This is a genomic window from Leclercia pneumoniae, assembly GCF_017348915.1.
GTDB classification, from domain to species: Bacteria; Pseudomonadota; Gammaproteobacteria; order Enterobacterales; family Enterobacteriaceae; genus Enterobacter; species Enterobacter pneumoniae.
This window is the reverse complement of sequence record NZ_CP071383.1, coordinates 674,278-695,732: the sequence shown is the minus strand read 5'-3', so window position 1 is coordinate 695,732 and position 21,455 is coordinate 674,278. Positions and strand designations below refer to the sequence as shown.

Here is a 21,455-nt window from a genome sequence, read left to right as displayed (position 1 = left end):
TGTATAAATTTCAGAAAACATCAAGCTCTGTCACAAGCGATAAAAAGGAGTTCTGTACCTTAAAAAGGGAGTTGCCCCGTCAAAACATACTAAATAGTTTAGTAATCCAATGAGATCATAATCTCTAGAAATATACAACACGGCATCTAATTAATGATTATTTAAGCCACTATTAATTGTTGACAACTTTCTAGAGGTAATCATTAACAATGAATTATCAACCTTATCACTTTATTCTTCATCACCAAAAAAGAGCCTAAACAACCTTCTGATTCAAAAGGCAATAAAGAATATTACCGATATGTCGCAAAATCTGTACAAATGCAAACAAACATCTTCTTTTAATTCCAGCGATGAATATGCAAATGAATCGCAGAGCATTTAAATTGTCTTCAACGAAAAAAGCAGCACAATTAGCTCATTTCATCTTTGGCTGTCTGCCCCCTCGTCCGCCCTTTTCACCCTTGCGGGGTTGACATCAATGCGCGTATCCAGTACCACTAAAAGCATATCGCATTTAACCGAGGCTAGATTCATGATCCGCAGCATTCGTTTCACCGGTCTACTACTACTAAACGCATCCATTGTGCGCGGTAGACTGGCGGACGAAATTCAGCGTTGAATCGTCTCTGGTAAACAAAAAACCCGCGCCACTGCGCGGGTTTTTTTATGCTCGTAGCAAGGCGCCCAAATACAGACAAGGACCTAACCCATGAGCCAGCAAGTCATTATTTTCGATACGACCTTACGTGATGGTGAACAGGCATTACAGGCCAGCCTGAGTGTTAAAGAAAAACTGCAGATTGCTCTGGCCCTCGAACGTATGGGCGTAGATGTCATGGAAGTGGGTTTCCCGGTCTCCTCACCGGGTGATTTTGAATCTGTACAGACCATCGCCCGCACGATCAAAAACAGCCGGGTTTGTGGTCTGGCGCGCTGTGTAGAAAAGGATATCGACGTCGCTGCCGAGTCGCTGAAAGTGGCTGAAGCTTTCCGTATCCATACCTTTATCGCCACCTCGCCAATGCACATTGCAACCAAATTGCGTAGTACGCTGGACGAAGTGATTGAGCGCTCCATCTATATGGTAAAACGCGCCCGTAATTACACTGATGACGTGGAATTCTCATGCGAAGACGCGGGCCGCACCCCAATTGCTGACCTGGCGCGCGTCGTCGAAGCCGCCATCAGCGCAGGCGCAACCACCATCAATATCCCGGATACCGTCGGCTATACCATGCCGTTCGAGTTCTCCAATATCATCACCGGGCTGTATGAGCGTGTGCCTAACATCGACAAAGCCATCATCTCTGTGCATACCCACGACGACCTGGGCCTGGCCGTAGGTAACGCCATTGCCGCCGTCCACGCGGGTGCCCGCCAGGTTGAAGGCGCGATGAACGGTATCGGCGAGCGCGCCGGTAACTGTTCACTGGAAGAGGTCATCATGGCCATCAAGGTGCGCAAAGACATCATGAATGTGCACACCCGCATCAATCACAACGAAATCTGGCGTACCAGCCAGACGGTCAGCCAGATCTGCAACATGCCGATCCCGGCGAACAAAGCCATCGTCGGCACCGGCGCCTTTGCCCACTCATCGGGCATTCACCAGGATGGCGTGCTGAAAAATCGCGAAAACTACGAAATCATGACCCCGGAATCCATCGGGCTGAATCAAGTGCAGTTGAACCTGACCTCCCGTTCCGGCCGTGCGGCGGTGAAACACCGTATGGAAGAGATGGGTTACAAAGAGGCCGACTACAACATGGATCAGCTGTATGACGCGTTCCTGAAGCTGGCGGATAAAAAAGGTCAGGTATTCGATTACGATCTGGAAGCTTTGGCGTTTATTAATAAGCAGCAAGAGGAACCAGAGCACTTCCGTCTGGATTACTTCAGCGTGCAGTCGGGCTCCAGCGATATTGCCACCGCCTCCGTCAAACTGGCCTGTGGTGAAGAAGTGAAAGCCGAAGCGGCTAACGGAAACGGCCCGGTCGATGCGATCTATCAGGCCATCAACCGCATCACCGACTATGACATTGAGCTGGTGAAATACGGTTTAAGCGCCAAAGGTCACGGCAAAGATGCGCTGGGTCAGGTAGACATCGTGGTCAACTACAACGGCCGTCGCTTCCACGGCGTAGGTCTGGCGACCGATATCGTCGAATCCTCCGCGAAGGCGATGGTGCATGTCCTGAACAACATCTGGCGCGCCGCTGAGGTCGAGAAAGAGTTACAACGCAAAGCTCAGAATAAAGAGAACAATAAGGAAACCGTGTAATGTCGAAGAATTACCATATTGCTGTGTTACCGGGTGATGGAATTGGCCCCGAAGTTATGGCACAGGCGCTGAAAGTACTGGAAGCGATTCGCACCCGTTTTGCGATGAAAATAACCACCAGCCACTATGATGTGGGCGGTATCGCCATTGATAATCACGGTACGCCGTTGCCGCAGGCCACGGTCACCGGCTGTGAAAACGCCGATGCCGTTTTGTTCGGCTCCGTGGGCGGCCCGAAATGGGAGCATCTCCCTCCTGCCGGGCAGCCTGAGCGTGGTGCTCTGCTGCCGCTGCGTAAGCATTTCAAATTATTCAGTAACCTGCGTCCGGCCAAACTCTATCAGGGCCTGGAAGAGTTCTGCCCACTGCGCGCCGACATCGCCGCCAACGGTTTCGATATCCTTTGCGTACGTGAATTGACGGGCGGGATCTACTTCGGCCAGCCGAAAGGCCGCGAAGGCAGCGGTCAGCATGAAAAAGCCTTTGATACCGAGGTCTATCATCGCTTTGAGATCGAGCGTATTGCCCGCATCGCCTTTGAATCTGCACGCAAGCGCCGCCACAAAGTGACCTCAATTGATAAAGCTAACGTCCTGCAATCCTCCATTCTGTGGCGTGAAATCGTGAACGAAATCGCTCAGGAATATCCGGACGTTGAGCTGTCACATATGTACATCGACAACGCGACCATGCAGTTGATCAAAGACCCGTCTCAGTTTGACGTACTGCTCTGTTCGAATCTGTTCGGCGATATTCTGTCTGACGAGTGCGCCATGATCACCGGCTCGATGGGTATGCTGCCCTCTGCCAGCCTGAACGAAGAAGGTTTTGGCCTGTATGAGCCTGCTGGTGGCTCGGCGCCGGATATCGCGGGTAAAAACATCGCTAACCCTATTGCGCAGATCCTCTCCCTGGCGCTGCTGTTACGCTACAGCCTGGATGCAAATGATGCGGCAACCGCCATTGAAAATGCCATTAACCGCGCCTTAGAAGAGGGGGTGCGAACAGGCGATTTAGCCCGCGGTAACGCGGCAGTCAGTACCGAAGAAATGGGCGATATCATTGCCCGCTATGTCGCTGAAGGGGTGTAATCATGGCGAAGACGTTGTACGAAAAAATTTATGATGCTCACGTGGTTTACGAAGCGCAGAACGAAACCCCGCTGCTCTATATCGATCGCCATCTGGTACATGAAGTGACCTCACCGCAGGCGTTTGACGGCCTGCGTGCTCATCATCGTCCAGTGCGCCAGCCGGGTAAAACCTTCGCGACCATGGATCATAACGTTTCCACCCAGACGAAAGACATCAACGCGTCCGGTGAGATGGCGCGGATTCAGATGCAGGAGCTGATCAAAAACTGCAACGAGTTTGGCGTAGAGCTCTATGATCTGAACCACCCTTACCAGGGTATCGTGCACGTGATGGGCCCTGAACAGGGTATCACCCTGCCGGGCATGACCATAGTCTGCGGCGATTCCCACACCGCCACCCACGGCGCATTTGGCGCGTTAGCATTCGGTATCGGCACCTCTGAAGTCGAACATGTTCTGGCGACCCAGACCCTGAAGCAAGGACGCGCGAAGACCATGAAGATTGAGGTAAAAGGTCAGGCTGCCCCTGGTATTACCGCAAAAGATATTGTCCTTGCGATCATCGGTAAAACCGGCAGCGCTGGCGGCACCGGTCACGTGGTAGAGTTCTGCGGCGATGCCATCCAGGCGTTGAGCATGGAAGGACGTATGACCCTGTGCAACATGGCTATCGAAATGGGTGCCAAAGCGGGCCTGGTCGCGCCGGACCAAACCACCTTTGACTATGTGAAAGGGCGTCTGCATGCGCCAAAAGGCCAGCATTATGACGAGGCGGTTGCCTACTGGAAGACGCTGAAGACTGATGACGGCGCCACCTTCGATACCGTGGTAACTCTGCAGGCCGAAGAGATCGCGCCGCAGGTCACCTGGGGGACTAACCCGGGGCAAGTTATCTCCGTGAACGACGCGGTTCCGGATCCCACCTCCTTTGCCGATCCGGTTGAACGCGCTAGCGCCGAGAAAGCGCTGGCCTATATGGGCTTACAGCCGGGCGTACCCTTAACTGAGGTGACGATCGATAAGGTGTTTATCGGCTCCTGCACCAACTCGCGCATCGAAGATTTACGCGCCGCGGCAGAGATCGCCAAAGGCCGCAAAGTGGCACCGGGCGTTCAGGCGCTGGTCGTCCCTGGCTCTGGCCCGGTGAAAGCGCAGGCGGAGGAAGAGGGTCTGGATAAGATCTTTATCGACGCCGGCTTTGAATGGCGTCTGCCTGGCTGCTCTATGTGTCTCGCCATGAACAACGACCGTCTTAACCCAGGTGAACGCTGCGCCTCTACCAGCAACCGTAATTTCGAAGGCCGTCAGGGTCGCGGTGGACGCACGCACCTGGTCAGCCCGGCCATGGCAGCGGCCGCCGCCGTTACCGGCCATTTCGCCGACATCCGCAACCTGAAATAAGGAAGACAATCATGGCAGAGAAATTTACCCAGCATACGGGCCTGGTTGTCCCTCTGGACGCGGCCAACGTCGACACCGACGCCATCATTCCAAAGCAGTTTTTACAGAAGGTGACCCGCACCGGCTTTGGCGCGCACCTGTTTAACGACTGGCGTTTCCTCGATGACAAAGGCGAAGTGCCGAACCCGGAATTTGTGCTGAACTTTCCGGAGTTCAAAGGGGCTTCCATCCTGTTGGCTCGTGAAAACTTTGGCTGCGGCTCCTCACGTGAGCACGCGCCATGGGCATTGACCGATTACGGTTTCAAAGTGGTTATTGCCCCCAGCTTCGCCGACATCTTTTATGGCAACAGCTTTAACAACCAGCTGTTGCCGGTGACCCTGAGCGATGCGCAGGTAGACGAGATGTTTGCACTGGTGAAAGCGCAGCCGGGGATCACCTTTGAGGTGGACCTGGAAGCTCAGGTGGTGAAGGCGGGCGAAAAATCTTACAGCTTTAAGATTGATGATTTCCGCCGCCACTGCATGCTCAATGGCCTGGACAGCATCGGCCTGACGTTACAGCATGAAGAGGCAATCTCCGCCTACGAGAACAAACAGCCTGCGTTTATGAGCTAAAAAACAGGCCCGCGTCTGGCGGGCCTGTTTTCCTTCCCTGTTTTTCCTTCCCTGTATTACCTTTCCCTTTAATAAAATATAAATAGATAATAATTATCAGAATAAAATAATCATTATTTCCGCATATAAATAACGCCATCCCGACCTCATAATAAATAATAAACCCAGATTCAAAGCACCTTATTTAATGATCAAAATCAACAGGCTCTAATATTAATAACGCTTATACTTGGCGGACATGATAATTTGCAATGAGCACTACCATGAATAAACGTCATTTTGTCGCCATCATATTATCGACTCTGCTTTTAGCCGGTTGCGGAATGAGTCCGGCCGTAACAGAGAAAGAGATGAAAGATGCGGCGTCATTTGCCCTGAATGTCGACGCCAGCAAGGTAACCATCTCAAATGTCGACAAAAAAGGGGTTAAAACCAATTTCGTCGCCACCGTCAATAACACGGCCCACCGTTGCTACGTAACCAAAGTCGGCGCGGCAAAATTATATGGCGTGATTCCATTAGGCGCTGAAGATACGGTATCCGATGCGATTTGTGCCGGCACTAATAACGGTACCAGTAATACCACCTGTGATGCGCTTTCCAGGAAAGCCGGTCGTTGTTAATAAAAGAGTCAAGGCTAGTGGAGATATTTCCCCCTCCGCTAGCCTCACGCCCTGCACAGGTATCAACAATAATAATGGCTCGTCGTTTTTTTAACCGTTAAATACTCTATTTACTTACGGCTCTTCATTATTCCCTTAATAAGAACCGCCATCCTGTTTTTATTCTTTCCCGAACCGCTTAATCACGGTCAGACATCTTTCACCCGAGAGGTGGTCGCTAAGGTCACCACCGAAATAGCCGCAATCGTCCAGTAAACCGCTGCATGTCCGTAGCTTTGGGCCAGAGCGCCCTGGATCATCCCCGCCATAATCACCCCCGTAGAGATGCTGTTTGTAAACAGGGTGGTGGCCGAGCCCGCCCGGCCGGGCATCAAATCCTGGAACCAAAGCATCCCTATCCCGGCAACGATCCCGATAAAAATGGCATTAAACAGCTGGAGCGCCAGCAGCGCCTCACGGCTATGAAACAGAATTAACCCCACGTAAAACATCACCCCCGCCGCCACGGCAAGGGTCATCATTCGGCGTTTACCGAAGCGTTTTACGTAATATCCCGCCAGGATCATGGCCGGGATCTCAAGCCCCGCGGCCGTGCCCATCAAAATACCCGCCAGCTTATCCGGCAAACCCAGATCGCTGCTGATCCACAAAGGCATATCAATGATATACATGGTGTTACAGGTCCACATTAGCGTCGAGGCGATAAACAGCAGGCGGACATTTTTGTTATGCCAGCCGCTCACCTGAGACACCGGGGTATCCACCGTCTGCTCTACCCGAGCGACAGAGGGCAGCGCAAAGGCGATAAGCCCCAGACTGATGGCGAAGATTGCCGCCGCGATGGAGAACATGGCGGTAAAGCCGTAATTGAGGGCCAGCATAAAGGCCAGCGGCGGGCCGATTACCCACGCCAGCGAGAGCTGAGCACGCATCACCGAACTGAACATTACCACTTCCCGCGCGGAGTTGTCGGCGTATTCACGGGCCAGGGCAAAGAGCTGTGGCATGGCGGTGTTCGCCAGCGCCGCCAGCAGAACCCCGCAGGTAAGCAAAGTCATGTAATGGCGGTTAAATGCAAACAGCAGTGCGTTAGCAATGGCCATGGCGCAGCAGAAGAGGATCAATTTACGCCGGTCGCCCTGACTGTCGGAGCGCTTCGCCAGCCACAGGCTGACCAGAATCCCGGCGATGGCATTGACCGTGTAGAACAACCCTACCCAGAAAGGTTGCGCCCCGACTTCACGACTCAGGAACAGGCTTAAGGTCGGAGCCTGCAGCGCGCCGGCGACGCCCATCATAAACGCCACTATCATAAACGCGGCATAGACACCGTTGAGGCGGCGACCCATCGTCATTAACCAGAGCATGACCCTATCCTTAAGCGCAAAAGAAATGAAAAAAGCCAGCAGATAATAACTGCTGGCGTGGTGATTAGCACCAATACTCAGTCACACATGATCGAGGCGAGTCAGCGTTCAGAAGTCGGCGTTGTAACGTCCCACTGCATCAACTCTTCCAGTATTTTGAACCGTTGTGCTTCACACTGGCGGGCCAGCCAGGACACTCCCTTTGTCGCGGCAAAGTACTGTTGGAAAAACTGACGTGCGGTCGACTTCCTCATATTCACCTCCTCGCTTCATCGAAGAGAATTATTGGCTTAATATAGGGATTAATAAATTGCTGATTTTTTGTCAGGAGTTCCTCTTTTATGGCCTCTGGTCGCCTGCAACAACAATTCATCCGCCTGTGGCAATGCTGTGAAGGCCAGACCCAGGATACTACCCTCAGTGAACTGGCCGCGCTGCTTAACTGTTCGCGCCGCCATATGCGTACCCTGCTCAATACGATGCAGCAGCAGGGCTGGCTGAACTGGGAGGCCGAAGCCGGACGCGGTAAACGCTCGCGCCTCACGTTTTTGTATACCGGCCTAGCGCTACAGCAACAGCGGGCCGAAGACCTACTGGAGCAGGATCGGATCGATCAACTGGTGCAGTTAGTCGGCGATAAAGCTGCGGTACGGCAGATGCTGGTTTCTCATCTGGGCCGCAGTTTCCGCCAGGGGAAGCATATCCTGCGCGTCCTCTACTATCGGCCAATGAAAAACCTGTTGCCGGGTAGCGCATTACGTCGATCCGAGACCCACATGGCGCGGCAAATCTTCAGCGGGCTAACCCGCATAAATGAGGAAAACGGGGAACTGGAAGCCGATATCGCGCATCACTGGCAGCAGATTGCCCCCCTTCACTGGCGCTTTTTTTTACGGCCCGGCATCCATTTTCATCATGGCCGTGAACTGGAGATGAGCGACGTGATTGCCTCGCTCGAGCGCGCCAGAATGTTGCCGCTCTATTCCCACATCGTTAGCGTTCAGTCTCCTACCGCGTGGACGCTGGATATTCACCTCTCTGAACCAGACCGCTGGCTGCCGTGGCTGCTGGGTTACGTCCCCTCAATGATTCTGCCGCGTGAATGGGAATCGATGCCTAAGTTTGCCAGCCAACCCGTGGGGACAGGCCCCTATGCGGTGGTGCGCAATAACAATAATCAGTTAAAGATTCAGGCCTTTGACGATTACTTTGGCTATCGCGCGCTGATCGATGAAGTAAACGTCTGGGTATTACCCGATATCAGTGAAGAGCTGAGTCCAGGGCTGACGCTTGAGGGGCCGACCGAAGGGGAGAAAGCGGTAGAGAGCCGTCTGGAAGAGGGGTGCTATTACCTGCTCTTCGACGCGCGATCCCGACGCGGTGCCAGCCAGGAGGTCCGTCAGTGGATCAACCAGATCCTCTCTCCCGCTAAATTGATCTATCAGGCGGAAGCGCAGTACCAGACTTACTGGTTCCCCGCCTGGGGCTTGCTGCCTCGCTGGCACCATGCCCGGCCGGGATGTGGCGAAAAACCTGCAGGTCTTGAGAGCATTACCCTGACCTACTACCGTGAACACGTTGAACACCGGGTCATCGGCAGAATGATGAGCGCTATGCTGGCCGCCGAAGGGGTAAAACTGGAAATAGTGGAAGTGGATTATGACGAGTGGCATCGCGGCGATATCGTTAGCGATATCTGGCTAAATAGCGTGAACTTTACTCTGCCGCTCGATTTCTCGCTCTTCTCGCACCTGTATGAGGTGCCGCTGCTGCAAAACTGCATTCCCCGCGACTGGCAGCAAGACGCCGCCAAGTGGCGGGCGGGTGAGATGAACCTCGCGGTGTGGTGCCAGCATCTATTGGCACAGCAAGCGATGGTACCGCTTATTCACCACTGGCTGATGATTCAGGGTCAGCGCAGTATGCGTGGTCTGCGGATGAACACGCTTGGCTGGTTTGACTTTAAATCGGCGTGGTTTGCGCCGCCGGAGCCATAACACTTTCGTAATATTCACCAAATCATTACAATACTGCCGTTCTCAACGGGGTGCTGCGCGAAAGCGTGTGCTGAGAAAATACCCGTCGAACCTGATCCGGATAACGCCGGCGAAGGGATTTGAGGCTGTCACTCAAAATCCTTTGCCACTCAACATTGAGGTGCAAAGTGTTAAAAAAAGCTCTTCCCCTGCTGGCCCTGCTGGCGCTGCCTGCTTTCGCTAAACCCGTGCTGACGGTCTATACCTACGACTCCTTCGCCGCTGACTGGGGCCCTGGCCCGGTGGTCAAAAAAGCCTTTGAAGCCGACTGCAATTGTGAACTGAAGTTCGTGGCGCTGGAAGACGGGGTTTCCCTGCTCAACCGGCTGCGCATGGAAGGTAAAAACAGCAAAGCCGACGTCGTGCTGGGGCTGGATAACAACCTGCTCAATGCGGCCACCCAGACCGGATTGTTTGCCAAAAGTAATGTCCCAAACGATGCAGTGACTGTGCCGGGTGGCTGGAAAAATGACACCTTTGTGCCTTTCGATTATGGTTACTTCGCCTTCGTTTACGACAAAACCAAACTGCAAAACCCACCGAAGAGCCTGAAAGAGCTGGTTGAAAGCGATCAAAAATGGCGCGTGATCTATGAAGATCCCCGCACCAGCACGCCGGGTCTCGGTCTGCTGCTGTGGATGCAGAAAGTCTATGGCGATAAAACCCCGGAAGCCTGGCAAAAACTGGCTGCCAAAACGGTGACCGTCACTAAAGGCTGGAGCGAAGCGTACGGGCTCTTCCTGAAAGGAGAAGGGGACCTGGTGCTGAGCTATACCACCTCCCCGGCCTATCACATCATCGAAGAGAAAAAAGAGAACTATGCTGCCGCTGACTTTGCAGAAGGACACTACCTGCAGGTGGAAGTGGCTGCCCGCACCGCAGCCAGCAAACAGCCAGAACTGGCAGAGCAGTTCCTGAAGTTTATGGTCTCGCCGGCCTTCCAGAAGGCAATCCCGACCGGTAACTGGATGTACCCGGTGACCGATGTTGCGCTGCCTGAGGGCTTTAATAGCCTGGTCAAACCGAAAAATACGCTGGAGTTCACCCCGCAACAGGTTGCGGATAAGCGTGCTGGCTGGGTAAGTGAATGGCAACGCGCCGTCAGCCGTTAATCGCGGGCTGGCTCATACCGGGGCTGACGGCCGCCACGCTGTTGGTGGCTGTCGCTCTGGGCGCCTTTCTGTCGCTATGGTTCAGTGCGCCCGACGCCGACGTCTCTGCGCTGTGGCACGACAGTTATTTATGGCACGTCGTACGCTTCTCATTCTGGCAGGCCTTTTTGTCAGCCCTGCTCTCCGTCGCGCCCGCCATTTTGCTGGCGCGTGCGCTGTATCGCCGTCGTTTTCCCGGCAGGCAAGCCCTGCTGCGCCTGTGCGCCATGACGCTGATACTGCCCGTGCTGGTCGCCGTGTTTGGCATACTCAGCGTCTATGGCCGTCAGGGCTGGCTGGCCCAAATTTGTGCAGCGATCGGGCTGAACTGGCGCTTCTCTCCCTATGGCTTGCAGGGGATCTTACTGGCCCACGTCTTCTTTAATTTGCCCATGGCCACCCGCCTGCTCTTACAGGCGCTGGAGAACATTCCCGGCGAGCAACGCCAGCTTGCCGCCCAGCTCAATATGCGCGGCTGGTCCTTCTTCCGTTTTGTTGAATGGCCATGGCTACGCCGCCAGATCCTCCCTACTGCCGCGCTAATCTTTATGCTCTGCTTCGCCAGTTTTGCCACTGTGCTCTCACTCGGCGGCGGGCCGCAGGCTACTACCATTGAGCTGGCTATCTACCAGGCCCTGAGCTATGACTATGATCCTGGCCGGGCGGCGCTGCTGGCGATCATTCAGATGGTCTGTTGTCTGGCTCTGGTCTTACTGAGCCAGCGTCTGGGCAAAGCCCTCGCCGTAGGCACAAGTCAGCTCAGCGGCTGGCGCGATCCCCAGGACAGCCTGCGTAGCCGTCTGACAGACGCGCTGCTGATTACGCTGGCACTGCTGCTGCTGCTGCCGCCGCTACTGGCGGTCGTGGTGGATGGCCTTAACGGGAATCTTTTCAGCGTGCTGCAACAGCCGGTGCTCTGGCAGGCGTTAACGACCTCGCTACGCATTGCCGCAGGCGCCGGCCTGCTCTGCGTGATCCTGACCATGATGCTCCTCTGGAGCAGCCGTGAGCTCTATGCCCGGCAGGCCACCGCCGCAGGACAGCTGCTGGATTTGAGCGGCATGCTGATTCTGGCGATGCCCGGCATCGTACTGGCGACCGGCTTTTTCCTGCTGTTTACCCGCACCGTCGGGCTACCCGCCTCGGCGGACGGCATTGTCATCTTTACCAATGCGCTGATGGCCATCCCTTATGCCCTCAAGGTTCTGGAAAACCCGATGCGCGACCTCAGCGCCCGCTATACGCTGCTTTGCGGATCATTAGGGATGCAGGGGTGGCAACGGCTAAAGGTGGTGGAACTGCGCGCCCTGAAACGCCCACTGGCGCAGGCGCTGGCCTTTGCCTGCGTACTCTCGATTGGTGATTTTGGGGTGGTGGCACTGTTTGGCAATGACGATTTCCGCACCCTGCCGTTCTGGCTCTATCAGCAGATTGGCTCCTATCGCAGCCAGGACGGAGCCGTTACGGCGCTTCTGCTCCTGATGCTCTGCTTTGCCTTGTTTACCGTTATTGAAAAACTTCCGGGGCGTGATGCTAAAACTGACTGATGTGACCTGGCTTTACCAGCACCTGCCGATGCGTTTTACTCTCTCTGTGCCGCAGGGAGAGTCGGTTGCCATTCTCGGCCCAAGCGGTGCGGGGAAAAGCACCCTGCTCAATCTGATCGCCGGTTTTCTGCAGCCCGCCAGCGGGACAATCTTGATAGAAAACCGCGATCACACCTGGACGCCCCCTTCCCGGCGCCCGGTGTCGATGCTGTTCCAGGAAAACAACCTATTTACCCACCTGAGCGTTCGGCAGAACATCGGGCTGGGGATGCACCCTGGCCTGAAGCTCAATGTCGATCAACAGCGCAAACTTGCGGCCATCGCCGGCCAGATGGGCATTAGCGATCTGTTAGACAGGTTGCCAGGAGAGCTTTCCGGGGGGCAGCGCCAGCGCGTTGCTCTGGCGCGCTGCCTGGTGCGAGAACAGCCGATATTACTGCTGGACGAACCCTTTTCCGCCCTCGATCCTGCTCTGCGTCAGGAGATGCTATTGCTGGTCAAAGAGGTCTGCGAGCGTCAGCAGCTCACCATGTTGATGGTGTCGCATAGCGTGGAAGATGCGGCCCGCATCGCCAGACGTTCGATAGTCGTGGCTGACGGGCGTATCGCCTGGGACGGTGAGACCCGCGTGCTGCTTAGCGGCGACGCCAGCGCCTCGCATCTGCTGGGCATTGCGCGCGGTTAACGGCTCACGACCTTCAACAGAATCTCACCATAGACGGGCATCAGCGGGTGGCGAATAAGCGCCACCAGCGCCACCACCGCCACGCCCAGCAGCAGGGGTGCCAGCCACAGTAATCGCGATCGCGGCAGCCAGGCGCTCAGCTTATCGACGTTAGCCCTGGTGCTGCGCCAAAGACGCCAGCAGAGCCAGGCCGCCAGCCAAAGCAGCAATGCCGTTGCCAGCAGTAACCACTTAAAGCCGCCGCTATCCTGACCTGCAGGAATATCGATAGCCGCTCCGGCCAGAATGCCAGGCAAGAAGTAGAATGGCGGCCAGAAGAGGCAGCCAATGATATTTGGCACAATGAATTTTTTGATCGGCAGATCGAGCATGCCAGCCACCATGGGCACCAGCGGACGCGTCGGGCCAACAAAACGTCCCACCAGAATCGTAAACATGCTGTGTTGATGCAGGGCATGCTCGGTTTTATCCAGCAGCGCTTTGTTCTTTTTCATGAAAGACCAGCGATGCAACGGCTTTTTGAAACGCCAGCCCAGCCAGAACGAGATCCAGTCGCCCAGCAGACAACCGATAATGCCCGCCAGCCAGGCCTGCCAGAAATTAACCTCGCCGCTACCTATCAGCGCGCCAAGACCAGCCATCATCACCGTACCGGGGAGGATCAGCCCGACCAGCGCCAGCGATTCCAGAAAAGCCACCAGCGCAACGGCAATGAGGGAGTAAGTAACGGACTGGGTGATGAAGTGTTCCAGCAATGCCTGCATAACTTTTCCGGTCAGATAACGAAGCAGGGATTCTGCGAAGAGCCGCCTGCTGCGTCAAGACATCAATTGTCTGAATAGTTTACCGGGTGTGAACAGACTTGCGCCATGTCGTTTATCTTTTTTTACGCTTTATTCACAACCTGCCCGGAATTCGCTGGGGCTGGCGCCGGTGCATTTCTTAAAGACGCGAGAAAAATAGAGCTGATCCTCAAACCCGACATTGCGCCCGACGCTGGCGATCGGCATGCGGGTGGTACTGAGCAGCAGCTTGGCCTGGCTGATACGCTGATCTTCGCGCCAGCTCAACACGCTCACCCCCAACTGCTGGCGGAACAGATGCGAGAGGCGTGACGGCGACAGGCAGACATGCTGGGCTACGCTGGCAATATCAAACTGGCTGTCCGCCAGATGATCGCTAATGTACTGGCAGGCATCGCGCACCCGGTGATCCAGCGGCGGGTTAAGGGATTCATTGATGGCTTCCATACGTCTGAGCAGCAGTTGCTCCAGCAGGTTAATTGCCAGCAGCTCGGCATAGCGCCCCCCCGCCTGCCCTGCCTCGATGATCTGCGCAAACAGTTCACGAAACAGCGGTTGATGCACCTCGTCCGGGCGATAGAAACCGGTGTGGGCGAACATGGATGGCCAGCTCAGCCACTCCTGCCAGTAAGCGCGCGGACGGAAGTAGACCCACTGGTGATACCACTCGCTGGCATCCGGATGACGACCATAGTGGTGAACCTCCCCGGGAGGAAAGAGGAGGATGTCGCCCGGACGGCAGATAAAGGTCTGATCCTGATTTTTAATCACGCCTTCACCACGCACCGTCAGGTTCAGGATATAGCCCTTCATACCCAGCGGGCGATCGATATAAAAATCGAGATATCCCTCGGCCTCAATAGGGGTCAGCCCCGCCACCAAATGCGCGTTAAACGAATAGCCTGGCAGTAAGGGATCGTTTTGCGTTTCAGCCATAAATTCAATACTCCTGGCAGAGGGTAAGGAAACCAATTGTCCATATCTACAGAGCCGACCTGAAAAAAGGCGTCTGAAAGCCGTGAACGGGATGACTTCTCGTTAAGGTACGGCGCTTTAGCGTACTGCGTCACATTTTCGCCCTATCAGAGGCCGATAATCAGTAACAAAAGTGTCTATAACTACGGCAGAAATGTCCACATTGAATATTTGCACAGCGTCACACTTTCCACAGGCATAGCAAAATTATCCATAAGATTAGCGAATCCTGCCTGACGATTTTTCCCCCCACTCTCTAATGTTCTTCCATACCTGTATTTTGATGGAGCAGCACCATGGCAATTGCAATTGGCCTCGATTTTGGCAGTGACTCGGTACGCGCCCTGGCAGTGGAGTGCACAACCGGTCAGGAGATAGCGACAAGCGTGGAGTGGTATCCGCGCTGGCAAGAGGGGCGTTATTGCGATGCGCCGAACAACCAGTTTCGTCATCACCCCCGTGACTACATCGAGTCGATGGAAGCGGCGATCAAAACCGTACTCGCCGGGCTGAGTGCGGGCCAGCGTAGCCAGATTGTGGGCATTGGCGTGGACAGCACCGGCTCGACCCCCGCCCCCATTGATGCCGACGGCCACGTTCTGGCGCTGCGCCCTGAATTTGCCGATAACCCGAATGCTATGTTCGTACTCTGGAAAGACCATACCGCAGTTGAAGAAGCCGAGGCCATCACCCGTTTGTGCCATCAGCCGGGTAAGAGCGATTACTCACGTTATATCGGCGGTATTTATTCCAGCGAGTGGTTCTGGGCCAAAATCCTGCACGTGACCCGCCAGGATCCCCGCGTTGCCCAGACAGCAGTGTCGTGGATCGAGTTATGCGACTGGGTTCCGGCCCTGCTGTCTGGCACCACCCGCCCGCAGGATATTCGCCGCGGCCGCTGTAGCGCCGGGCACAAATCCTTGTGGCACGAAAGCTGGGGCGGTCTGCCACCCGCGACCTTCTTTGACGAGCTCGATCCCCTCATCAATCAGCATCTCGACTACCCGCTGTTTACCGATACCTGGACCGCAGACGTGCCAGTAGGCAACCTCTGCGCCGAGTGGGCTGAACGTCTTGGTCTGCCAGAAACCGTAGCGATCGCCGGCGGCGCGTTTGACTGCCATATGGGTGCCGTGGGCGCAGGTGCGCAGCCAAACACCCTGGTGAAAGTCATCGGCACTTCGACCTGCGACATCCTGACCGCCGATAAAGCCAGCGTCGGCGAGCGTGCGGTAAAAGGTATTTGCGGCCAGGTTGATGGCAGCGTCGTCCCCGATTTTATCGGCCTGGAAGCAGGTCAGTCGGCGTTTGGCGATATCTATGCCTGGTTTGGCCGCGTGCTGGGCTGGCCGCTTGATCAACTGGCAGCGACCCATCCGGAACTGAAAACGCAGATTGCCGAGAGTAAAAAACAGCTGCTGGTGCAGCTCACCGATGCCTGGGCGAAAAATCCCTCCCTGGAGCATCTGCCGGTGGTGCTCGACTGGTTTAACGGCCGCCGTACCCCCTTCGCTAACCAACGCCTGAAAGGGGTGATTACCGATCTCAACCTGGCGACAGATGCGCCGGCGCTGTTTGGCGGTCTGATTGCCGCTACCGCCTTTGGCGCACGCGCCATTATGGAGTGTTTCACGGAGCAAGGAATTGCCGTCAACAACGTGATGGCGCTGGGCGGTATCGCCCGTAAGAACCCGGTGATCATGCAGGCCTGCTGCGACGTTCTGAATCGACCGCTGCAAATTGTCGCCTCCGATCAGTGCTGCGCGCTCGGTGCCGCCATCTTTGCCGCCGTGGCCGCTGGGGTCCATGCCGATATTCCTGCTGCGCAGCAGCATATGGCCAGCGCCGTGGAAAACACCCTTCAGCCGCGTACCGCCCAGGCGCAACGCTTTGAACAACTTTATCAGCGCTACCAGCAGTGGGCGAAAAGCGCTGAGCTTCACTATCTCCCTGTCGCCGCACCGGCAAAAAACAGCCCGGAATCCACGGCAACCCTGACACATTAAGGACACGATAATGACGATTTTTAATAATTATGAAGTGTGGTTTGTGATTGGTAGCCAACACCTCTACGGGCCGGAAGCCCTGCGCCAGGTGACGCAACACGCTGAACATGTGGTCAATGCCCTGAATGCCGAGGCCAAACTGCCGTGCAAACTGGTGTTGAAACCGCTGGGCACCTCCCCGGACGAGATCACCCATATCTGCCGCGACGCAAACTACGACGATAAATGCGCAGGCATGGTGGTGTGGCTGCACACCTTCTCCCCGGCAAAAATGTGGATCAACGGCCTGTCCATTCTCAATAAGCCGCTGCTTCAGTTCCATACCCAGTTCAACGCGGCCCTGCCGTGGGACAGCATCGACATGGACTTTATGAACCTGAACCAGACCGCTCACGGCGGCCGCGAGTTCGGCTTCATTGGCGCGCGTATGCGTCAGCAGCATGCCGTGGTCACGGGCCACTGGCAGGATGCTCAGGCACACAAACGCATTGGCGCCTGGATGCGTCAGGCGGTCTCTAAACAAGATACCCGTCAGCTCAAAGTAGTGCGCTTCGGCGACAACATGCGCGAAGTGGCCGTTACCGACGGCGACAAAGTGGCTGCGCAGATTAAATTTGGTTTCTCCGTGAACACCTGGGCCGTGGGCGACCTGGTACAGGTGGTGAATGAAGTTGCCGACGGCGACGTTAGCGCGCTGGTGGACGAGTATGAGAGCAGCTACCGCCTGACGGCTGCCGCGCAGATTAACGGCGACAAACGTCAGAACGTGCTGGATGCCGCGCGAATTGAACTGGGGATGAAACGCTTCCTTGAACAAGGCGGCTTCCATGCCTTTACCACCACCTTCGAAGATCTTCACGGTCTGAAACAGTTACCAGGCCTGGCGGTTCAACGTCTGATGCAGCAGGGCTACGGCTTTGCGGGCGAAGGCGACTGGAAAACTGCCGCTCTGCTTCGCATTATGAAAGTGATGTCAACCGGTCTGCAGGGCGGCACCTCCTTCATGGAGGATTACACCTACCACTTCGAAAACGGCAACGATCTGGTGCTGGGCTCACACATGCTGGAAGTATGCCCAACCATCGCCGTGGAGGAGAAACCGACCCTCGACGTGCAGTATCTGGGCATTGGCGGTAAAGCGGATCCGGCACGCCTGATCTTCAATACCCGTACCGGCCCAGCTATCAACGCCAGCCTGATCGACCTGGGCGATCGTTTCCGTCTGCTGGTGAACTGCGTGGATGCGGTCGAAACCCCGCACGCCCTGCCGAAGCTGCCGGTAGCCAACGCCCTGTGGAAAGCACAGCCAGACCTGGCGACCGCCTCCGAAGCCTGGATCGTGGCGGGCGGAGCCCACCATACCGTCTTTAGCCATGCGCTGGATCTGAGCGACATGCGTCAGTTCGCTGAACTGCACGACATTGAAATTGCCGTCATTGATAACGACACCCGCCTGCCAGCCTTTAAAGACGCGCTGCGCTGGAACGAAGTCTACTACGGCTCAAAACGTTAACAGGGGAACCTTTGGCCTGCCGCAGGGCGGGCCTCTTTTTCCTGGAGGAATGCATGTTAGAAGATCTGAAACGTCAGGTGCTGGAAGCGAATCTGGCGCTGCCGAAGCACAACCTCGTTACCCTCACATGGGGTAACGTCAGCGCTGTAGACCGTGAGCAAGGTGTCTTTATCATCAAACCCTCAGGGGTGGATTACAGCGTCATGACCGCTGAAGACATGGTGGTGGTCAGCATTGCCACCGGCGAAGTGGTCGAGGGGACCAAAAAGCCCTCTTCCGATACGCCAACCCACCGCCTGCTTTATCAATCATTCCCGTCGATTGGCGGCATTGTGCATACTCACTCGCGTCATGCCACCATCTGGGCTCAGGCCGGTCAGTCTATTCCCGCCACCGGAACCACCCATGCGGACTACTTTTACGGCACCATCCCCTGCACCCGTCTGATGACCGATGCCGAAATTAACGGCGAATACGAATGGGAAACAGGTAACGTCATTGTCGAAACCTTCGAGAAACAGGGGATCGACGCGGCGCAGATGCCGGGGGTGTTGGTTCACTCCCACGGCCCGTTTGCCTGGGGTAAAAACGCCGAGGATGCGGTTCATAACGCCATCGTGCTGGAAGAGGTGGCTTATATGGGCATCTTCTGCCGCCAGCTGGCGCCGCAACTACCCGATATGCAGCAAACATTGCTGGATAAGCACTACCTGCGTAAGCACGGCGCAAAAGCCTATTACGGGCAGTGAGCACCGCCTCTCCCCTGTCGGGGGAGGGGTAAGCCGGGGCCTTCCGGCCAAACACACCTGTATAAAACCCCAGCAAAAGCCCTTCAACCAGGCTATAATCACGCCTGGTTTTGTTTGATGGGATAATGGCGTGACGCAGGCGCGAGAAGGCTTTTTACTGACCCGACACTGGCGAGACACGCCGCAAGGTACCGAGGTGGCGTTCTGGCTGGCTACGGACGAGGGTCCGCTGCATGTTACGCTACCGCCGCAGGAATCGGTGGCCTTTATTCCCGAACCTCATGTTGAAAAGACCCGAACGTTGCTGCGCGACGAAAACGGCTGGCGCCTTACGCCGCTTGCATTAAAAGATTTCCAGCGCCGCACGGTGTATGGCCTTTACTGTCGCGGTCACCGCCAGCTTATGCGCTTTGAAAAAGTGCTGCGCGAGGCGGGCGTTACCCTCTATGAGGCCGATATCCGGCCGCCTGAGCGTTTTTTAATGGAGCGCTTTATCACCGCCCCCGTCTGGGTCGATGGCACCCCACAGGGCAACCGGCTGGTTAATGCCCGTCTTAAACCAAACCCCCACTATCGCCCGTCGCTAAAATGGGCCTCGCTGGATATCGAAACCACTCGTCACGGTGAGCTCTATTGCATTGGCATTGAGGGTTGTGGCCAGCGGGTTGTCTATATGCTGGGGCCGCCGAATGGCGAGGCTTCTGGCCTCGATTTCCAGCTGGAATATGTTTCAAGCCGCCCCCAGCTTCTCGAGAAACTCAACGCCTGGTTTGCGCAGCACGATCCCGATGTGCTCATCGGCTGGAATGTGGTGCAGTTCGATCTGCGCGTTTTGCAAAAGCATGCGGAACGCTATCGTATCCCCCTGCTTCTGGGGCGCGACAACAGCGAGCTGGAGTGGCGCGAGCACGGCTTCAAGAATGGGGTCTTCTTTGCGCAGGCCAATGGACGCCTGATTATAGACGGCATCGAAGCGCTGAAATCCGCCTTCTGGAATTTCTCGTCATTTTCCCTCGAAGCGGTGGCCCAGGAGCTGCTCGGCGAAGGAAAAGCGATCGATAACCCCTGGGACAGGATGGACGAAATTGACCACCGTTTCGCCGAAAACAAACCTGCCCTCGCTACCTATAACCTGAAAGATTGCGAGCTGGTGACCCAGATTTTCCATAAAACGGAAATCATGCCCTTTTTGCTGGAGCGCGCCACGGTCAACGGCCTGGCGGTGGATCGTCACGGGGGCTCGGTAGCGGCCTTTAGCCATCTCTATTTTCCTCGCATGCACCGGGCGGGCTATGTGGCCCCGAATCTCGGCGATGTGCCGCCGCAGGCAAGCCCTGGAGGCTACGTGATGGACTCCAGGCCAGGGCTGTATGACTCGGTGCTGGTGCTGGATTATAAAAGCCTTTATCCCTCTATCATTCGCACCTTTTTGATTGATCCTGTGGGTCTGGTAGAGGGGATGGCGCAGCCAGATGACACCCACAGCACCGAAGGCTTTCTCGGGGCCCATTTTTCCCGTCAGAAACACTGCCTGCCCGAGATCGTCAGCCAGATCTGGCATGGCCGCGACGAAGCAAAGCGTCACGGCAATTCACCTCTCTCTCAGGCACTGAAGATCATCATGAACGCCTTCTATGGCGTGCTCGGCACCAGCGCCTGCCGCTTTTTCGATCCCAGACTTGCCTCGTCGATCACCATGCGTGGACATGAGATCATGCGCCAGACGAAGGCGTTAATCGAATCCCAGGGCTATGAGGTGATTTACGGCGATACGGACTCGACCTTTGTCTGGCTAAAAGGCCAGCAGAGCGAAGACCAGGCCATGGCCATTGGCAAACGGCTGGTCGCCTACGTCAATGACTGGTGGCAAAACCATTTGCAAAAAGAGCGGTTAACCAGCGCGCTGGAGCTGGAGTATGAAACCCATTTCTGCCGTTTCTTAATGCCCACTATTCGGGGTACCGATCAGGGCAGCAAAAAGCGCTACGCCGGGCTGATTCAGCAGGGCGATGACCAGCGCATGGTGTTTAAAGGGCTGGAGACGGTGCGTACCGACTGGACGCCGCTGGCCCAGTGTTTCCAGCAAGAGCTCTACCTGAAAATTTTCCGCAATGAGCCCTACCAGGACTATGTCCGGGAGACCATTGCCAGCCTGATGGCGGGCGAGCTGGATACACAGCTGGTCTACCGTAAGCGGCTGCGTCGGCCGCTGGCGGAATACCAGCGCAATGTGCCGCCGCACGTGCGTGCTGCCAGGCTTGCCGATGAAGAGAATGTCCGTCTGGGGCGTGCGCAGCAGTATCAGAACCGCGGCACAATCAAATACGTCTGGACCACCAGCGGGCCTGAGCCGGTGGACTATCAGCGCTCGCCGCTTGACTATGATCACTACCTCACAAAACAACTTCAGCCCGTGGCGGACGGAATTTTACCCTTCCTGGACGACGATTTTGCTACACTGATGACTGGGCAGATGGGGCTATTTTGACAGGTGACGAAATCGCTGCCATCCAGTACCATAGCGCCCTTTCCATTCCCGGACCCATATTTTAATGACTGTCGATCTTCGACGGTGGTTGAACTATTGCCTGCAATTTAAAGAGTA

18 protein-coding genes and 1 riboswitch are annotated in these 21,455 nt (G+C 55.8%); of the genes, 14 read left to right on the top strand and 4 right to left on the bottom strand.

Annotated elements, in window-relative coordinates; all coding sequences use genetic code 11:
- The first annotated feature begins 481 nt into the window (after positions 1-481).
- From leuL to JZ655_RS03230, 6 genes are all read left to right on the top strand, one after another.
- Positions 482-622, top strand: coding sequence for a leu operon leader peptide (gene leuL / locus JZ655_RS21585; RefSeq protein ID WP_207292991.1), 141 nt, complete (start codon positions 482-484; stop codon positions 620-622).
- A 90-nt stretch (positions 623-712) separates the two neighbouring features.
- Positions 713-2,284 (top strand): 2-isopropylmalate synthase, encoded by a 1,572-nt coding sequence (gene leuA, locus JZ655_RS03250; protein WP_040077183.1) that lies wholly within the window; start codon positions 713-715, stop codon positions 2,282-2,284.
- Positions 2,284-3,375 (top strand): 3-isopropylmalate dehydrogenase, encoded by a 1,092-nt coding sequence (gene leuB, locus JZ655_RS03245; RefSeq protein ID WP_207292990.1) that lies wholly within the window; start codon positions 2,284-2,286, stop codon positions 3,373-3,375. The genes leuA and leuB overlap by 1 nt, the downstream gene beginning before the upstream one ends.
- A gap of 2 nt (positions 3,376-3,377) precedes the next feature.
- Positions 3,378-4,778, top strand: a complete 1,401-nt coding sequence (leuC, locus tag JZ655_RS03240; protein WP_207292989.1) for a 3-isopropylmalate dehydratase large subunit — start codon at positions 3,378-3,380, stop codon at positions 4,776-4,778.
- Positions 4,779-4,789: 11 nt separating this feature from the next.
- On the top strand, positions 4,790-5,395 hold the full coding sequence (gene leuD, locus JZ655_RS03235) for a 3-isopropylmalate dehydratase small subunit (protein WP_207292988.1): 606 nt from the start codon (positions 4,790-4,792) through the stop codon (positions 5,393-5,395).
- Between the two features lie 350 nt (positions 5,396-5,745).
- Complete coding sequence (locus JZ655_RS03230; RefSeq protein ID WP_040078599.1) at positions 5,746-6,018, top strand: hypothetical protein; 273 nt, start codon at positions 5,746-5,748, stop codon at positions 6,016-6,018.
- Between the two features lie 188 nt (positions 6,019-6,206).
- Here the strand turns inward: JZ655_RS03230 and JZ655_RS03225 are convergent, their stop codons facing one another.
- Entirely contained in the window at positions 6,207-7,385 is a 1,179-nt protein-coding gene (locus JZ655_RS03225) for a sugar efflux transporter (RefSeq protein WP_207292987.1), read from the bottom strand.
- A 101-nt stretch (positions 7,386-7,486) separates the two neighbouring features.
- On the bottom strand, positions 7,487-7,639 hold the full coding sequence (gene sgrT, locus JZ655_RS03220; RefSeq protein WP_046884995.1) for a glucose uptake inhibitor SgrT: 153 nt from the start codon (positions 7,637-7,639) through the stop codon (positions 7,487-7,489).
- A gap of 87 nt (positions 7,640-7,726) precedes the next feature.
- On the opposite strand from sgrT, the gene sgrR reads away from it, so the two are divergent.
- From sgrR to thiQ, 4 genes are all read left to right on the top strand, one after another.
- Complete coding sequence (gene sgrR, locus JZ655_RS03215; protein WP_207292986.1) at positions 7,727-9,382, top strand: HTH-type transcriptional regulator SgrR; 1,656 nt, start codon at positions 7,727-7,729, stop codon at positions 9,380-9,382.
- Between the two features lie 36 nt (positions 9,383-9,418).
- A riboswitch (TPP riboswitch) is annotated at positions 9,419-9,518 on the top strand.
- Between the two features lie 31 nt (positions 9,519-9,549).
- A complete protein-coding gene (thiB, locus tag JZ655_RS03210; protein ID WP_207292985.1) occupies positions 9,550-10,533 on the top strand; it encodes a thiamine ABC transporter substrate binding subunit in 984 nt (327 codons plus the stop codon).
- Positions 10,509-12,119, top strand: coding sequence for a thiamine/thiamine pyrophosphate ABC transporter permease ThiP (gene thiP, locus JZ655_RS03205; protein ID WP_207292984.1), 1,611 nt, complete (start codon positions 10,509-10,511; stop codon positions 12,117-12,119). Before thiB ends, thiP begins: the two co-directional genes overlap by 25 nt.
- Positions 12,103-12,804 carry a thiamine ABC transporter ATP-binding protein ThiQ gene (gene thiQ / locus JZ655_RS03200; protein ID WP_207292983.1) on the top strand — a complete coding sequence of 234 codons (702 nt, stop codon included), beginning with the start codon at positions 12,103-12,105 and terminating at the stop codon, positions 12,802-12,804. The genes thiP and thiQ overlap by 17 nt, the downstream gene beginning before the upstream one ends.
- Here the strand turns inward: thiQ and JZ655_RS03195 are convergent.
- On the bottom strand, positions 12,801-13,568 hold the full coding sequence (locus JZ655_RS03195) for a DedA family protein (protein ID WP_046885000.1): 768 nt from the start codon (positions 13,566-13,568) through the stop codon (positions 12,801-12,803). The two genes, thiQ and JZ655_RS03195, sit on opposite strands and share 4 nt — an antisense overlap.
- A gap of 129 nt (positions 13,569-13,697) precedes the next feature.
- Complete coding sequence (gene araC / locus JZ655_RS03190) at positions 13,698-14,543, bottom strand: arabinose operon transcriptional regulator AraC (RefSeq protein WP_207292982.1); 846 nt, start codon at positions 14,541-14,543, stop codon at positions 13,698-13,700.
- A 335-nt stretch (positions 14,544-14,878) separates the two neighbouring features.
- Between araC and araB the strand changes: the two genes are divergently transcribed.
- The 4 genes from araB to polB all read left to right on the top strand — a co-directional run bounded on the left by araB (position 14,879) and on the right by polB (position 21,338).
- Entirely contained in the window at positions 14,879-16,588 is a 1,710-nt protein-coding gene (araB, locus tag JZ655_RS03185; protein ID WP_207292981.1) for a ribulokinase, read from the top strand.
- Positions 16,589-16,598: 10 nt separating this feature from the next.
- Complete coding sequence (gene araA / locus JZ655_RS03180) at positions 16,599-18,101, top strand: L-arabinose isomerase (protein WP_046885003.1); 1,503 nt, start codon at positions 16,599-16,601, stop codon at positions 18,099-18,101.
- Between the two features lie 53 nt (positions 18,102-18,154).
- A complete protein-coding gene (araD, locus tag JZ655_RS03175) occupies positions 18,155-18,850 on the top strand; it encodes an L-ribulose-5-phosphate 4-epimerase (RefSeq protein ID WP_046885004.1) in 696 nt (231 codons plus the stop codon).
- A gap of 130 nt (positions 18,851-18,980) precedes the next feature.
- Entirely contained in the window at positions 18,981-21,338 is a 2,358-nt protein-coding gene (gene polB, locus JZ655_RS03170; protein WP_207292980.1) for a DNA polymerase II, read from the top strand.
- Positions 21,339-21,455: the final 117 nt, after the last annotated feature.

Coding starts and splice junctions, on each gene's coding strand:
- leuL (WP_207292991.1), top strand. CDS start 482: ATGCGCGTATCCAGTACCACTAAAAGCATATCGCATTTAACCGAGGCT.
- leuA (WP_040077183.1), top strand. CDS start 713: ATGAGCCAGCAAGTCATTATTTTCGATACGACCTTACGTGATGGTGAA.
- leuB (WP_207292990.1), top strand. CDS start 2,284: ATGTCGAAGAATTACCATATTGCTGTGTTACCGGGTGATGGAATTGGC.
- leuC (WP_207292989.1), top strand. CDS start 3,378: ATGGCGAAGACGTTGTACGAAAAAATTTATGATGCTCACGTGGTTTAC.
- leuD (WP_207292988.1), top strand. CDS start 4,790: ATGGCAGAGAAATTTACCCAGCATACGGGCCTGGTTGTCCCTCTGGAC.
- JZ655_RS03230 (WP_040078599.1), top strand. CDS start 5,746: ATGAAAGATGCGGCGTCATTTGCCCTGAATGTCGACGCCAGCAAGGTA.
- JZ655_RS03225 (WP_207292987.1), bottom strand. CDS start 7,385: ATGCTCTGGTTAATGACGATGGGTCGCCGCCTCAACGGTGTCTATGCC.
- sgrT (WP_046884995.1), bottom strand. CDS start 7,639: ATGAGGAAGTCGACCGCACGTCAGTTTTTCCAACAGTACTTTGCCGCG.
- sgrR (WP_207292986.1), top strand. CDS start 7,727: ATGGCCTCTGGTCGCCTGCAACAACAATTCATCCGCCTGTGGCAATGC.
- thiP (WP_207292984.1), top strand. CDS start 10,509: ATGGCAACGCGCCGTCAGCCGTTAATCGCGGGCTGGCTCATACCGGGG.
- thiQ (WP_207292983.1), top strand. CDS start 12,103: ATGCTAAAACTGACTGATGTGACCTGGCTTTACCAGCACCTGCCGATG.
- JZ655_RS03195 (WP_046885000.1), bottom strand. CDS start 13,568: ATGCAGGCATTGCTGGAACACTTCATCACCCAGTCCGTTACTTACTCC.
- araC (WP_207292982.1), bottom strand. CDS start 14,543: ATGGCTGAAACGCAAAACGATCCCTTACTGCCAGGCTATTCGTTTAAC.
- araB (WP_207292981.1), top strand. CDS start 14,879: ATGGCAATTGCAATTGGCCTCGATTTTGGCAGTGACTCGGTACGCGCC.
- araA (WP_046885003.1), top strand. CDS start 16,599: ATGACGATTTTTAATAATTATGAAGTGTGGTTTGTGATTGGTAGCCAA.
- araD (WP_046885004.1), top strand. CDS start 18,155: ATGTTAGAAGATCTGAAACGTCAGGTGCTGGAAGCGAATCTGGCGCTG.